General features: G+C 74.0%; 12 protein-coding genes. 4 read left to right on the top strand and 8 right to left on the bottom strand.

Going from position 1 to position 14,220, the window contains the following annotated elements; genetic code table 11:
* Nucleotides 1-5: 5 nt before the first annotated feature.
* Nucleotides 6-902 carry a LysR family transcriptional regulator gene (locus tag ACFQ80_RS03550; RefSeq protein WP_430562575.1) on the bottom strand — a complete coding sequence of 299 codons (897 nt, stop codon included), beginning with the start codon at nucleotides 900-902 and terminating at the stop codon, nucleotides 6-8.
* A gap of 97 nt (nucleotides 903-999) precedes the next feature.
* On the opposite strand from ACFQ80_RS03550, the gene ACFQ80_RS03555 reads away from it, so the two are divergent.
* Nucleotides 1,000-1,860 (top strand): aldo/keto reductase, encoded by an 861-nt coding sequence (locus ACFQ80_RS03555; RefSeq protein ID WP_430562576.1) that lies wholly within the window; start codon nucleotides 1,000-1,002, stop codon nucleotides 1,858-1,860.
* 51 nt (nucleotides 1,861-1,911) lie between these two features.
* Entirely contained in the window at nucleotides 1,912-2,847 is a 936-nt protein-coding gene (locus ACFQ80_RS03560) for an aldo/keto reductase family oxidoreductase (RefSeq protein ID WP_430562577.1), read from the top strand.
* A 152-nt stretch (nucleotides 2,848-2,999) separates the two neighbouring features.
* Here the strand turns inward: ACFQ80_RS03560 and ACFQ80_RS03565 are convergent, their stop codons facing one another.
* Genes ACFQ80_RS03565 through ACFQ80_RS03590 form a run of 6 tightly spaced genes read right to left on the bottom strand, consistent with a single transcriptional unit; the run spans nucleotide 3,000 to nucleotide 9,886 of the window.
* Entirely contained in the window at nucleotides 3,000-3,689 is a 690-nt protein-coding gene (locus ACFQ80_RS03565; RefSeq protein WP_430562578.1) for a ferredoxin-NADPH reductase, read from the bottom strand.
* 6 nt (nucleotides 3,690-3,695) lie between these two features.
* A complete protein-coding gene (locus tag ACFQ80_RS03570; RefSeq protein ID WP_430562579.1) occupies nucleotides 3,696-4,589 on the bottom strand; it encodes a carbohydrate ABC transporter permease in 894 nt (297 codons plus the stop codon).
* Complete coding sequence (locus tag ACFQ80_RS03575; RefSeq protein ID WP_430562580.1) at nucleotides 4,589-5,524, bottom strand: carbohydrate ABC transporter permease; 936 nt, start codon at nucleotides 5,522-5,524, stop codon at nucleotides 4,589-4,591. Before ACFQ80_RS03575 ends, ACFQ80_RS03570 begins: the two co-directional genes overlap by 1 nt.
* Nucleotides 5,525-5,580: 56 nt before the next feature.
* Nucleotides 5,581-6,861 (bottom strand): ABC transporter substrate-binding protein, encoded by a 1,281-nt coding sequence (locus tag ACFQ80_RS03580; protein WP_430562581.1) that lies wholly within the window; start codon nucleotides 6,859-6,861, stop codon nucleotides 5,581-5,583.
* A 35-nt stretch (nucleotides 6,862-6,896) separates the two neighbouring features.
* Nucleotides 6,897-8,879: a DUF2264 domain-containing protein gene (locus ACFQ80_RS03585; RefSeq protein ID WP_430562582.1), complete on the bottom strand. Its 1,983-nt coding sequence runs from the start codon at nucleotides 8,877-8,879 to the stop codon at nucleotides 6,897-6,899.
* Entirely contained in the window at nucleotides 8,876-9,886 is a 1,011-nt protein-coding gene (locus ACFQ80_RS03590) for a hydroxyacid dehydrogenase (RefSeq protein WP_430562583.1), read from the bottom strand. Before ACFQ80_RS03590 ends, ACFQ80_RS03585 begins: the two co-directional genes overlap by 4 nt.
* A 208-nt stretch (nucleotides 9,887-10,094) precedes the next feature.
* Between ACFQ80_RS03590 and ACFQ80_RS03595 the strand changes: the two genes are divergently transcribed.
* The gene (locus ACFQ80_RS03595; protein WP_430562584.1) at nucleotides 10,095-11,198 is read left to right on the top strand and encodes a substrate-binding domain-containing protein; all 1,104 of its coding nucleotides are present in this window, start codon (nucleotides 10,095-10,097) and stop codon (nucleotides 11,196-11,198) included.
* A 10-nt stretch (nucleotides 11,199-11,208) separates the two neighbouring features.
* On the opposite strand, the gene ACFQ80_RS03600 is transcribed toward ACFQ80_RS03595, so the two are convergent.
* Entirely contained in the window at nucleotides 11,209-12,939 is a 1,731-nt protein-coding gene (locus ACFQ80_RS03600; RefSeq protein WP_430562585.1) for an acyltransferase, read from the bottom strand.
* 133 nt (nucleotides 12,940-13,072) lie between these two features.
* On the opposite strand from ACFQ80_RS03600, the gene ACFQ80_RS03605 reads away from it, so the two are divergent.
* Entirely contained in the window at nucleotides 13,073-14,182 is a 1,110-nt protein-coding gene (locus ACFQ80_RS03605; protein WP_430562586.1) for a substrate-binding domain-containing protein, read from the top strand.
* Nucleotides 14,183-14,220 lie beyond the last annotated feature (38 nt).

Raw genomic sequence — 14,220 nt, forward strand, 5'->3', positions numbered from 1 at the left:
CCGGCTCAGGCCGGCTGCGCCACCGCCAGGTTCGCCTCCCCGACGAGCTCCAGCAGGCGGGCGGCGGTCGGCTCGGCCGTCGGCGCCGCGATCGCGGCGACCACCCACTCGGGCGTCCCGCGCTCGGGCAGCTCCAGCACCGCGAGGCCCGCGGCCTGCGGCTTGGTCGCGACGTGCTGCGGGACGACGGCGATGCCGAGGCCGCGCTGCACGAAGTCGAGCAGCGTGTGCACGTCGTCGACGCTCATCCGCACCCGGCGCTCGAGGTGCCGGGCGCCGAACGCGTCGTCGGCGAGCCGCCGGATGGCCCACTGCTCCCGGAAGTCGACGAAGTCGCGGTCGACGAGGTCCTCCCACGCGACCTCGGGGGCCGAGGCGAGCGGATCGGTCGCGTGCGTGAGCAGCACGATCGGGCGGCGGCCGAGCTCGAGCCGGCGCAGGGAGCCGAGGTGCTCGGTGGCCGCGACGAACGCGACGTCGAGGTCGCCCGCCCGCACCTGCGCGGTGAGCTCGCGCGATCCGGCCTGGGTGAACTGGACGTCCACGAGCGGGTAGCGCAGGCGGAACCGCTCGAGCAGCGGCGCGACGTCGACCACGCCGAGGCACTGCTCGGCGCCGAGCCGCAGCCGGCCCGAGAGCTGGTGGCTCGCCCGCACGACGGCGTCGCGGCCCGCGGCGGCCTGGGCGAGCATCCGCCGCGCGAACGGCAGCAGCGCCCGCCCGGCGTCCGTGAGCGCGACCTGCCGCGTGGTGCGCGCGAACAGGTCGGCCCCGAGCTCGCGCTCGAGGTTGCGGATCGCGGCGGACAGGCCGGACTGCGTGACGCCGCAGAGCGCCGCGGCGTGCGTGAAGTGGCCCTCCTCCGCCACCGCGACGAGGTACTCCATCTGCCGCAGCTCCATTGATCGCTCCCGGTGCTGAAACCCATGACGTCCAGTTGTTGGACTCATCAACCGCCCTCTTCCTATCGTCGGAGGCACCGACGACACAAGGAGAGCCGTGGAAACTCGCACGATCGGAACCCAGACCGTCAGCGCGATCGGGCTCGGCGGCATGCCGATGTCCATCGAGGGCCGCCCCGACGAGGCACGCTCGGTCGCCACGATCCATGCGGCGCTCGACGCGGGCGTCACCCTGATCGACACCGCCGACGCCTACCACCTGCACGCCGACGAGGTCGGCCACAACGAGGAGCTCATCGCCCGCGCGCTGCGCTCCTGGGGCGGCGACGCGTCCGCCGTCCTGGTCGCCACCAAGGGGGGCCACCTGCGCCCCGGCGACGGGTCGTGGAGCCAGGACGGACGCCCCGAGCACCTCAAGAAGGCCGCCCGGGAGTCCGCGCGACGCCTCGGCGTCGACGCGATCGGGCTCTACCAGTTCCACCGCCCGGACCCCGCCGTGCCCTACGCCGAGTCGATCGGCGCGCTGGTCGAGCTGCTCGACGACGGCGTCATCGTCCAGGCCGGCATCTCGAACGCGAACGTCGCGCAGATCGACGAGGCGAACGAGGTGCTGGGTGGGCGCCTCGCGTCCGTGCAGAACCAGTTCTCGCCCGCGTTCCGCTCCAGCCTCGTCGAGCTGGAGCACTGCGCCGCCCTCGGCATCGCGTTCCTGCCCTGGTCGCCGCTCGGCGGGATCCGCCGGGCGGGCGACGTCGGCACCGCACACGCCGCGTTCGGCCGCGTCGCGGAGACCCACGGCGTCAGCCCGCAGCAGGTCAGCCTCGCGTGGGAGCTCGCGCTCGCGCCCGTCGTCGTCCCCATCCCGGGGGCGTCGCGGCCGGCGAGCATCGAGGACTCCGCGCGGGCCGTCGACCTCGTCCTCACCGCCGACGAGTTCGCCGAGCTCTCGGCCTCCTGACCTGGCCGCACCCCCACCGACCCACCTCTCCCCCCCGATCGAGGAGGATCCATGCGAACCGTCCCCCTGGGCCCCACCGGCCGCCAGGTCCCGAACGTCGTGCTCGGCCTCATGCGCATCCAGCAGCTGGACGACGACGCCGTCCGCGAGCTGGTCCGCACCGGCCGGGACGCCGGCATCGACTTCGTCGACCACGCCGACGTCTACGGCGACGACCTGCACGGCTGCGAGCGCCGCTTCGCCGAGGCCATGCAGCTGACGCCGTCCGAGCGCGAGCAGCTCACCATCCAGTCCAAGGCCGGCATCGTGCGCGAGGGGCCGTACTTCGACTTCTCGTACGAGCACCTGGTCGAGTCCGTCGAGGGCTCCCTCACGGCGCTCGGCACCGACTACCTCGACGTGCTCCTGCTGCACCGCCCCGACGCGCTCGTCGAGCCGGACGAGGTGGCCCGCGCGTTCGACGAGCTGGAGTCGTCCGGCAAGGTGCGCTCCTTCGGCGTCTCCAACCACACGCCCGGCCAGATCGAGCTGCTCAAGCGCTCGGTGCGGCAGCCGATCGTCGCCAACCAGCTCCAGCTCTCGATCACGCACGCGCCGATCGTGGCGCAGGGCGTGGCGGCCAACATGGCCGGCGAGGACCAGTCGCTCACCCTCGACGGCGGCGGCATCCTCGACTACTGCCGCCTGCACGACATCACCGTGCAGGCCTGGTCGCCGTTCCAGGCCGGGTTCTTCACCGGCGTGTTCCTCGGCTCGGACGACTACCCCGAGCTCAACGCGGTGATCGACCGCCTCGCGGCGAAGTACGACGTGCCGCCCATCGCGATCGCGGTCGCGTGGATCACGCGCCACCCGGCGGGGATGCAGGTCGTGCTCGGCACGACGACGCCGGAGCGCGTCGCGGGCGCGGCGCAGGGCTCGGACCTCCCGCTCACGCGGGCCGAGTGGTACGAGCTGTTCCGGGCCGCCGGGTACCGCGTGCCCTGAGCACGCGGGCGGGCCGGGGCCGTGCTCCCGGGCACGAGCCTGGCGCTGGAGGTCGCCCAGTACGCGCTTGCCGTCGGCAGCAGCGACGTCACCGACGTCGTCATCGGCTGCCGCGGCCCGGCGGCGGACGGGCACCGATCGCCGTGCGCGGGTCAGACCGGGGCCGCCGCGCGCGACGCTCTCGCCTCCGCGGACCGCGCGACGTGGCGGGAGTTCGCCCAGGCCACGTAGAGCAGCGGTGCGGCCAGGACGCCGACCGCCAGCGCCGGCCGCAGGGCGAACGCCCCCGCGAGCGTCGCGAGGCTCGCCGCGCTCAGGACGCCGAGGTACCACCGGCGCACGCCGAGGTAGAACGCGGCCGTGAGGACCGCGCGCAGGCGCAGCCCCGGCCGGTCCACCACGAGGACCAGCGCCACCGGCGCGCAGACGAGGGTCAGGACGACGAGCATCACCAGCACGGGGATCACGACGGCCCCCAGCCGCTCACCCCAGAGGCCCACGGCGTCGACGACCACCACCACGCCGACCGCCGCCACCGCCGCCCCCACGGCCGCCGCGCGGGCGCCGGAGTCCCGCAGGGCGCGCAGGTACGTCCGCACGACGCCGATCCGGCCCTGCGCGGAGAACTCGCGGAACACCGTCATCGCCGCCGCGACGCCGGGGAAGGCGAGCGCGAGCGCGACGGCCAGCGCCGGCCACGACGCCAGCGGGTCGGTCGTCACCAGGAGCACGAGCAGCGGGAACGACGACACCGCCAGGAGCGCGTTCGTCGCCAGGACGACGTACGCGAACTCGAACACGGTCGTCAGGGTCGCGTGCGAGAGCAGCGTGCGAGCGCGCATGGTCCGTCACCCCTTCAGGCCGCTGGTGGCGATGCCCTCGATGAAGTACCGCTGACCCAGCAGGAAGACGATCGCGATCGGCAGCACGGAGATCACCGAGCCGGCCATGATCAGCGCGTAGTCCGCGTTGTACTGGCCGATGAAGGTCTTCAGCCCGATCTGCAGCGTCCACAGCTCGGGGCTGCGCAGGTAGATCAGCGGCCCGAGGTAGTCGTTCCACGTGTTGGTGAACGTGATGAGCACGAGGCTGGCGATGGCCGGGACGGAGAGCGGCACCATGATGCGCCGCCAGATCCCGTACTCCGACAGACCGTCGATGCGTGCGGCCTCCGACAGCTCCTCCGGCACCGTCTCGTAGAACTGCTTCATGAGGAACACGCCGAACGCGCCGAACGTCTGCAGCGCCAGCATGGCCCACAGCGTGTTCGACAGCCCCATCTTCGAGAGCATGACGAACTGCGGGATCATGTACGCCTGCCAGGGCACCGCGATCGTGGCCACGTAGAGCAGGAACAGGGCGTCCCGCCCCGGGAAGCGCGTCTTCGAGAAACCGTAGGCGGCGAAGCTGCCCGTGAGCACCTGGAGGAACGTCACGCCCACCGACAGGATCAGCGTGTTCTTGATCCAGGTCGCCATGTCCGACCTCTGCCAGATCTCGACGTAGTTCTGCCAGACCACCGGGTCCGGGACCCACTGGATCGGGACCGTGAAGACGTCGTTGTTCTCCTTCAACGACGAGATCACCATCCACACGAACGGCAGCAGGACGGCCGCGGCGGCGACCACGAGCGCCACGTGCGCCAGCACACGGCCCGCGCCGGGGCGCGTGCGGGAGGGGGTGACGGGGACGGCGGGTGCCGCGGCAGGGGCCGGGCGTCGGACCTCGGTCGTCGTCGACATCAGTCCTGCCTCCTTCGGTTGATCACGAACTGCACTGCGGTGACCGCCAGGCAGAGGAGGAACAGGGCCACCGAGACGGCAGACGCGTAGCCGAACTCGTTCTCGACGAAGCCCTTCTTGTAGATGTACTGGGACAGCACGAGCGTGGACTGGCCAGGTCCACCGTCGGTCATCAGCAGGATGAGGTCGAGCACCTTGAGGCTGCCGATGGTGAGCATGACGGTGACGAAGAACATGGTCGGCCGCAGGCACGGCAGCGTGATGTTCCAGAACCGCTGCCACGCGCCCGCGCCGTCCATGCGACCGGCCTCGTACAGCTCCCGCGGGATCGTCTGGAGCCCGGCGAGGAAGAGCACCATGAAGTAGCCCATCTCCCGCCAGACGCCGACGATCACGATGGCGGGCATGGCCCAGGTGGCCGACGTCGTCCAGCCCGGTCCCTCGATCCCGAACAGCCCGAGGAACTGGTTGATCGGGCCGGACTCGGGGCTGAACAGCATGTTCCACACGACGGCGATGGCCACCATCGACGTGATGTAGGGGAAGAACGCGGCCGTCCGGAAGAACGCCACGCCGCGCAGCTTCTGGTTGAGCAGCAGAGCGAGCCCGAGCGACGCCACGAGGGTCAGCGGGATGTGCAGGCCGGAGTAGTACAGCGTGTTGAGCAGCGCGCGGTGGAAGCTCGCGTCGCCCAGCATCCGGGTGTAGTTGTCCAGCCCGACCCAGGGCGCCTTCCCGAAGACGTTCCACCCCGTGAGGGACAGGTAGAACACCGCGATGACGGGGATCAGGGTGAGGATCGCGAACCCGAGGAAGTTCGGCAGGACGAAGGTCCAGCCGATGAGGGCGTTGCGTCGCTTGAGCCGGGCGCCGGGGCGCCTGGCGCCGCGGACCGGCGTCGGCGCCGGGGCGGCGGGGGAGGTCGTGGTCGCCATGGGAAGCTCCTTCGAGAGCGCGTGGGGCCGGCGGGCCGGCCCCACGCTGCGTCCGGTCAGCCGGTGATGCCGGCCTCGTTCGCCGCGCGCTGCTCCGCCTCGGCGATGGCGTCGTCGACGGGCGTGCTCCCGGACATCACGGCCGAGTGGAGGTCGCCCAGGATGGTCTGCACCGCGGCGATCTTCGGGTCCACCGGGTTCTCCGGACGGGTGTCGTGCACCTGGAAGGCCTGCCGGGAGAGGTCGTCCTCGGGCGCTCCCTTCGCGCTGAAGTACGCCTCGGTGACGGCGTCCGACTGGTAGGCGGGCGTGATCCCGGTCGACGCGAGGGCGACGGCGGCGTCCTCGCCGGCGATGAAGGCGAGGAACTCCTTGGCCGCGTCGAGCTTGCCGTCGTCGATGGCGGCGTTGACCCCCACGGAGGTGGGGTCGCCGAACGTCACGGGTTCGTCGGTGGTGCTCTCGTCGTACTGCGGCACGGGGGCGATCCCCCAGGCGAAGTCGTCGGCGTCGCCGTCGGCCTGCTGCGACAGGAGCATCGCGACGTACCAGCTGCCCATCGGCATCATGGCGGCCTTCTGCTTCCCGAACTGGGCCTGGTAGGTGAGGCTGTTCGTCGTCGCCGTGCCGTAGTCGGTCTGCGCCCCGGAGTCCTGCATGGCCAGCGCGCGCTCGTAGTACGGCTTGAGATAGCCGTAGTCGCCCGAGAGCAGGTCGGCGCCCGGCGTCTGGTTGTTGGCGAAGCCCTGCACAGCGGCCTGCCACACGTGCTGGTAGGCGCCGTCGGCGTCGGTCGCGTCGCTGAGCTCCTGCGCCGCGTCGGCGTAGTCGTCCCAGGTCCAGGTGCCGTCGGGAGCGTCGACCCCCGCCTTCTCGAAGAGGTCCTTGTTGTAGAAGAGGAACCACGAGTCCTGCCGGAACGGGACGGCCCACGTGCTGCCGTCGACCTGCCACGAGCCGAGGCCGGTCGTGTGCTCGTCGAGGCCGTCGGCCACGTCCGAGACGTCCACGAGCTGGCCGCCCGCCTGGTAGGTGACGAACGCGGACACGGTCTTCTGGGCGTAGAGGTCCGGCGCCGCGCCGGCCGCCAGGTCGGCCGTCATCTGCGTCTCGTAGTTGTCGGTGTCGTACTCCCGGATCGAGACCTCGACGTCGTCGTGCGACGCGTTGAACTCGTCGACGAGCAGCTGGAACTCGGGCGCGTTGCTGAGGGCCCAGGTGCCGAGGGTCAGGTCGACGACGCCGTCCGCGTCGGCGGCGGAGTCGGAACCGCCGCACGCGGTGAGGGTCAGGGCGACCGCAAGGATCCCTGCGGTCGCGGTGAGGGGACGCTTCATGTCGATTCTCCTTCGAATGCGATCGGTGGTGCGGGTCACGGGCGACGTCGCCCGTGACCGTCCGACGACGTCTCGGACGCCAGGTCGTGGCGCGTGGTCCGGCCGTCGGGCCAGGTGACACGGATCTGGGTGCCGTCGAGGTCCGCTCGCGCCGGCCCCTCGGCGACGGGCGCCGCGGACAGCCCGAGCAGCACCGCGGACCAGGCCCCGGTCTCGGCGGGCCGGGACGCCCAGGGCACGGCGGCGGGGCCCAGCGGGGAGGCGTCCGGCCGGATGTCGACGCCGCACTCCCAGTTGCCGAGGACGGGCGCCAGGACGGACGCCAGCCCACCGGCGGTCGCGGCGACGGCACCGGGCGCGGCCTCCGCCGGTCCGGCGTCGTCCCCGGACACCGGCCACCCGCCGACCCGGAGCGTCGGGACGGCGGCGCCGGAGGCAGGCGCGAGGTGCTCGACCCGGACGAGCCGGACCTCCCACGGCCCGCGGACCAGGGAGACCACACGCACCTCACCCGCGGGCCGCGGCGTGCCCGGCACCCCGAGGGCGTGGCCCATGCCGAGACCGAGGCTCTCGTCCTCCTCCACCCGATGCACCGGCCCGTGGGAGGAGACGATGCCGACCGCGCCCTCGCCCGACCCGTCGAGCCGGGGGGCGCAGGAACGCATCCCCGTCCGGTGCGTCGGCCGGCCCGCGTCGTCGAGCAGGACGACGGCCTGGTCCAGCGGGGCGGACCAGGACTCGCGGTCGAGCAGAGGGAACGTCGCGGTCGAGTAGCCGAACCGGGCGTACAGCGGGGAGTCCGACCCCGCCTCCCCCTCGACGCCGTGGTCGGTGCCGTGGTTCACCACGCGCACGAGGCCGTCGGAGGCCGTGCCGGAGGCGATCCAGCCGGCCGGCTCGACCACCGTGAGCGTGTCCGCCGCCTCGACGGGCAGAGGCTCCGCGGGGACCGTCCACACCGGGTCGTCCTCGTCCAGCGCCAGACCGAGCAGGCCCTTGGCCGCCCAGTACGGCGACCCCGTGCCCGAGTAGGACTGGGCCAGCGGCCGCCACGGCCCGTACCAGCCGATCGGGAGCAGTCCGTCGGCGTCCGGCGCGCCCCGCGACACGAAGTGGTCGACGGTGCGCAGCGCCGCGTGCCGGAGCAGGCCGGGCGGCGTCGACGGCACGCGCGCGATCGCCCCGGCCCAGAGCGGGGCCGCGGACGCGAAGCGGTAGATGAGGCTGCGGCCCTGGACCAGCGGGGAGCCGTCGGCGCCCAGGAGCCGCACGGCGTCCTGGACGTAGCGGTCCAGGCGCTCGACGTCGGTCGCGCGCCGCGGCGCCGCCAGGTCGTCCGCGCCGCGCATCCGCGCCCACAGCACGGGGTACAGCTGCATGGCCCAGCCGGAGTAGTGGTCGAAGGCGCGACTCGCTCCGTCGGCGTACCAGCCGTCGCCGCGGTAGTAGGAGTCGTGCCGCGCCAGGTCCTCCTCGACGTCCTCGCGCGACCAGGGCCCGCCGACGGAGCGCAGGAACGTCTCCACGGTGATGCGGAACCAGAGCCAGTTGTTCGCCGGGTAGGTCCGGTCCCCGACGACCTCGGACAGGTAGTCGACGACGCGCTCCTGCACGGTGGGGCTCAACCGGTCCCAGAGCTGCTCGCGCGTCAGGTCCAGCACGAGCGCGAGCGAGGCGGCCTCGACCTTCGCCTGGCCGTGCTCCGCGGGGCGGACCCAGCGCTCGGGCGAGGCCGGGTCCGTCCCGGCGTCGAACCCCGCCGCGTACCACTCGGCCAGGCCGTCGGGGTCCTCGCCGCGGGAGCCGGCCAGCCGGAAGCCCGCCACCAGGAGAGTGCGCGCGAAGCCCTCGAGGCCGTCCACGTCGGTGCCGTACCCGCCGGGGTCGCCCGGGAGGGTGATCCGGGCGTGGCCGGGCGACCCGTGGGCGCGGGCCGCACGCAGCATCCGGTCGGCGAGGGCCGTGAGATCGGAGCGGTTCTCGACCCGCGTCGTCGGCAGGGTGCTCGTGCTGCTCACGCGCTGACCTCCAGGTGCTCACGGTGGACCGGGGAGAGGGGGGCGTCGTCCCGCACGAAGCGCTCGAGCTCCCCGAGGGCCGCGTCGCTCATGCGCCGCACCTCCGAGCCGAGCGAGCCGGCCACGTGCGGGGTGATCAGGACGTTCGGCAGCGACATGAGCGGCGAGCCGGCGGGCAGCGGTTCCGGGTCGGTGACGTCGAGCAGCGCCTGCAGGCGCCCCGTGACGCACTCGCGCTCCAGCGCCGCCGTGTCGACGAGCGACCCGCGGGCCGTGTTGACCAGAGTGGCGCCGTCCCGCATGAGGGCGAGCTCCGCGGCCCCGATCAGGTGGTGGGTCGACGGCAGCGCGGGGGCGTGCAGGCTGACCACGTCGGCGCTCGCCAGCAGCTCGGGCAGCTCGACCAGCCGGGCGCCGGCGTCCGCGACGTCCTCGGCGGCGACCGTCGGGTCGCTGACGAGGACGGCGCCGGGTTCGAGGACCTCCTGGACCAGGCGGGTCACGCGCCGGCCGATGCGCGAGAATCCGACGACGCCGATGGTCCGGCCGCGGTTGGACAGGTCGTCGTGCAGCCGCCACCCGCGCGGGGTGGCGCCGGCGCGGGCCGCGACCGCGGGCACGCCCTTGCCCGCCATGATGATGGCTGCGAGCGCGAACTCGGCGACGGGCCGGGCGTTCTCCTCGGCGGCCGTGGTCACGCGGATCCCCCGGTCCCACGCCTCCGGAGGCAGGAGGGACCGCACGCTGCCCGCGGCGTGCAGCACGGCGCGCAGCCGGGGCGCGGCGTCCAGGTGCTCGACGGTCAGCGCGGGAGCGCCCCACGAGGTGAGCAGGACGTCGGCGGTCGCGAGGCGCCGCCGGGCCTCCTCGCTGTCGAGGTCCTCGAGCACGATCGGGTCGCCGACGTGCCCGAGGGAACGCAGGCGCTCCACCTGAGGCGCGTGGAACTGGAGTCCGAAGGTGTGCCGGCTCATCAGGACCACGACCTCGTGCTCGCGTGGGACCACGCCTACCTCCTCGTCCGTGACGACCCCGTCCCGGCATGTTTGGTTTCGATCGACTGCGATCGAACGATGCGTTCAGATCGCTCATGCGATCATGATCGACGAGTGAACCGGAGCGTTTCGGTCCTGTCAAGGGGTCGACTCGCTCCTGTACGATCAGAATCGATCAAGCGTCGGCTGGGGCCGACGACGCCCGACCCGGAGGACCGACGTGACCGCACCCGCCCTCGCCAGCGAGCGCCGCGAGCAGATCCTCGGGATCCTCGCCCGGGAGGGCTCCGCCCGGCTCAGCACCCTCGCCCACCGGCTCGGGGTCACGCCCGTGACCGTCCGCCGCGACGTCGCCCAGCTCGCCGAGCAGGGCCTGGTCCAACGGGTGCACGGCGGCGTGTCGCTCACCGCCGACGTGCGTCCGGAGCCGACGTCGGGGGCCGACGAGCACGAGCCGCACGGCCGACGTGGGCAGGAGGGCACGACGATCGGCATCGTCGTGCCGTCGATGGACTACTACTACCCCGGGGTCCTCAGCGGCGCGCGAGCCGCCGCCGAGGAGCGCGGCATCCGCCTCGTGCTCGGGGTCTCGAGCTATCGGATCGACGAGGACCGTCGCCAGATCCAGCGGCTGGTGGAGGACATCGGGGTGGACGCAGTGCTCACGGCCCCCGCGATCGACCAGCCGGACGGCGGCGAGCTCGCCACGTGGCTGACGGAGCTGCGCACCCCGGTCGTGCTGCTCGAGCGGACCCCGCGGCGGCCGACGCAGCACGCCCTGCTGGAGTCGGTGGTCACGGACCACGCACTCGGTGCCGGCCTGGCCCTCGAGCACCTGGCGAGCCTCGGCCACCGGCGCATCGCCCTCGCGTCGCGCACCAGCCCGACGACGGCCGCCCTGCGGGAGGGCTGGCAGGCGGGCGTGCGCGACCTCGCGCTGCCGGAGGGGCCGGAGCTCGACCTCGTCACGTACAACGAGACGGGTAGCCGCGAGTCGATCGACCGGGCGCTCGACGCCCTCCTCGCGGCCCGGTCCACCGCCGTGCTCGTGCACGCCGACCCCGAGTCGATCGCCCTGCTGGAGCGGTGCGACGAGCGCGGGATCTCCGTCCCCGACGACCTGTCGGTGATCGCCTACGACGACGAGGTCGCGGCGATCGCGCCGCAGCCCATCACGGCCGTCCGCCCGCCGCGCCGCACCGTCGGGCGCACCGCCGTCCGCGTCGTCGCCGAACGTCTCGCCGACCCGGACCGGCCCTCCCAGCGGGTCGTCCTCAGCCCGCAGCTGCACGCGCGGGCGACCACGGCCCCGCCGCGGCGGTGACGCCGTCGCGTCATGCCCGGCCCGCGGCGCCGGCCGGTTCGGGCCGGTGCACCCCGCGCGGCCGGTAGCCGAGCTCGTCGGACAGACCCGCGAGGTCGGCGAGCAGCCACACGATCGCGAGCCACATCTCCGTGCCCTGGAGGCCGGGCGTCGTCGCGGGGGCGCCGGCGGTGGACGGGTGGGCGGCCTGGAAGGCGAACCCCTCGCCCGCCGCCCAGCGCCGCAGCGCGTGCCCGAGGAGCCCTCTCGCCAGCTCGACGACCTCGTCGCCGCGATGGCCGGTGCCCCGGGTGAGCCACAGCGGGTGGGCGACGTCGAGCACGTTGCACGCGTTGTGGCGCTCCGGCCGGAAGAACCGGGGGTCGCGGGCGTGCTCCAGCACCGTGTCGATCACGCGCTCCGGCGTGGGGACGGGCAGCCCGAGCTGCGCGAACGTGCCCCGCGACGCGCGGTAGTAGCCGTTGACGACCTGGAGCAGCCCGTCGGCCCCGCCCGGCTGGCCCCACATGCCCGTGCGCGGGTCCGCCCGGCTGAGCAGCCACCCGAGGAGGGCCTCCTGCGCCCCCGGGGAGCCGGCGACGCCGGCGCGGCGGTTCCAGTGCATCGCGGTGCCGAGGATGTCGACCCAGTGGCCGGCCGACCACGCGCCGGTGCGCCAGTCCTGCCGCTCCAGGCCGGCGATCACCTCGCCCGGGGTCGCGTCCGCCACGACGGCGACCGGGTGCGGGAACGCGCTGCCGAGCAGGTCGAGCGCGTACCCGACGGACAGGACGTGGTAGCCGGCGGCGGGGTCGAACAGGCCCGGCCGCGGGGTCGCGGGCGCGAGGTCGTCACCGTGCTCGCCCACCAGCCCGCCCACCAGCTCGCCCACGAGCCCGGTGACCGGGTCCTGCCAGGACCGCAGCCGCGCGACCTGCTCCTCGGCCGGCAGCTGCGGCGGAGGGCCGCCGAGCAGCAGGTCGGCGATCTCCACGGCGTCGCACTGGGCCCGGACCGTCGGCGTCCTGCCAGGCGCGTCGACGAACAGGCCGGCCGCGGGGTCCCAGCACCGGTCGAGCAGCGCGCGCGCCTCCTCGCGGGCCGTGGCGCCGAGGTCGCGCACCGCCTGCGCGAGGCCGCCGCCGGGCCGCGCCGCGGGTGCCGGCGGCACCCGCCAGCGGATCAGCCGCGCCGGGTTGCCGCCCACGACCGCCCCCGCGGGCACGTCCTTGGTGACGACCGCCCCGGCCGCCAGCACCGCCTTGTCCCCCACGGTGACGCCGTCGAGCACGACGACGTGCGAGCCGATCCACACGTCGTCCCCGACGGTGATCCCCGCGGAGGTCAGCGGCTGGCGGTGCACCTCCGGTTCCGGCTCCATCGAGTGGTTGAAGCCGAGCACGGACGTGTGCGAGCCGATGCGGACGGCGTCGCCGAGCCGCACGTCGCCCCGCACCACCGTGTAGGGGTTGAGGCTGCAGTCGCGGCCGGCCCGCAGCGTGCCGCTGACGTAGGCGCCGGCGGCGACGTAGGTGCGGTCGCCCAGCTCGAGGACCTCGTTCGTCACGGACGCCTGCTCCGACACGAAGCACCGCTCGCCGAGGACGTACCCGCGACCGCGGCCCAGCTCCGCCTGCAGGGCGAGCTGACGCTCCCGCTGCCCGTCGTCGGCGTCGGCCCAGAACCGCCAGGGCGTGAAGTCGAGCGCGCCCCGGTCGAGCTCGGCCGTCACCGGTTCCTGCGTGTGCGTTCGCACGGTCATCTCGACTCCTGTTCGTCGGCCTCCGTCGGCACGGACGTGCCCGAGTCTCGGACAGCGACGGACGGAGAGCTCGCACATCGGCTAGAAACGAACACACTCGAACAGGCAGTTCCGCCGCGCCGAGGAGGCACCCTTGCCACCCACCACGGGGCCCGCGTCCGGCACCGCGCGGCGCGAGCACATCATGCGCGAGCTGCGCACCCGCGGGACCGTCGCGGTCGGCGCGCTCGCCGCCCAGCTCGGCGTGTCCGCGATGACGGTGCGGCGCGACGTGAACGCGCTCGCCGCGAAGGGGCTCCTGGTCCGCGTGCACGGCGGCGCCGCGCTGCCCGAGCCGTCCGCGGGCGTCGCCCCCTCCCCCACGCCCGAGCCCACCGCCCGCGGGTCACGACTGACCGTGGGGCTCGTCGTCCCGCAGCTCGACTACTACTTCCCCCGGGTGGTGGCGGGGGCCCGGGCCGCCGCCGCGCGCGCCGGGGTCAGGCTCGTCATCCGCACCACGGCCTACGACCCCGACGAGGACCGCCACCAGTGCCGGCGGCTCGCGGAGGCGGGGGTGGACGGGCTCGTCGTGACCCCCACGCTGGACGGGCCGCGGGGTGGCGAGCTCCTCGGCTGGCTCGACCGGCTGCGCACGCCGGTGCTGCTCGCCGACCGCCGGCCGCCGGAGATCAGCCCGTTCCGGCGCCTGGAGTGGGTGGTGTCCGACCACGCGTCCGGCGCCGCGACCGCGGTGTGGCACCTGCACGCCCAGGGGCACCGCCGCATCGGGCTGCTGTCGATCGCGGGGACGACGACGTCGCGCGCCGTGGGCCGCGGGTGGCGCGACGCGCTGCGCGCCCTGGGGATCGACCCGGAGGATCAGGTCGTGGGGCACAGCGACGGCTTCGACCGTCCGGGCCGCGCGGAGCGCCTCGCGTCGACCCTCGACGACCTCCGCCGCACGGGGACCACCGCCCTGCTGCTGCACTCCGACCCGTTCGCGCTGACCTTCGCGCAGTACTGCCAGGACCACGGGGTCCGCGTGCCCGACGACCTCGCGATCGTCGCCTACGACGACGAGGTCGCCGAGCTGGGCGACCCGCCCCTCACCGCCGTCCGCCCCCCGACGTACGACGTCGGCCGGCTCGCCGTGGAGACCATGGTCGCCCGGCTCACGGAGGGCGACCGCCGCCCGACGCACCGCCTGCTGCTCGACCCGACGCTCACGGTCCGCGCGTCGAGCGTGAGCTCCCGGCGGTGACCGGCGGGCTCGCGTTCTGCATACGCTCTCGCAACATG

Origin of the sequence: Isoptericola sp. NPDC056578 (assembly GCF_042793275.1) — a bacterium.
In the GTDB taxonomy this organism is placed as follows: domain Bacteria; phylum Actinomycetota; class Actinomycetes; order Actinomycetales; family Cellulomonadaceae; genus Isoptericola.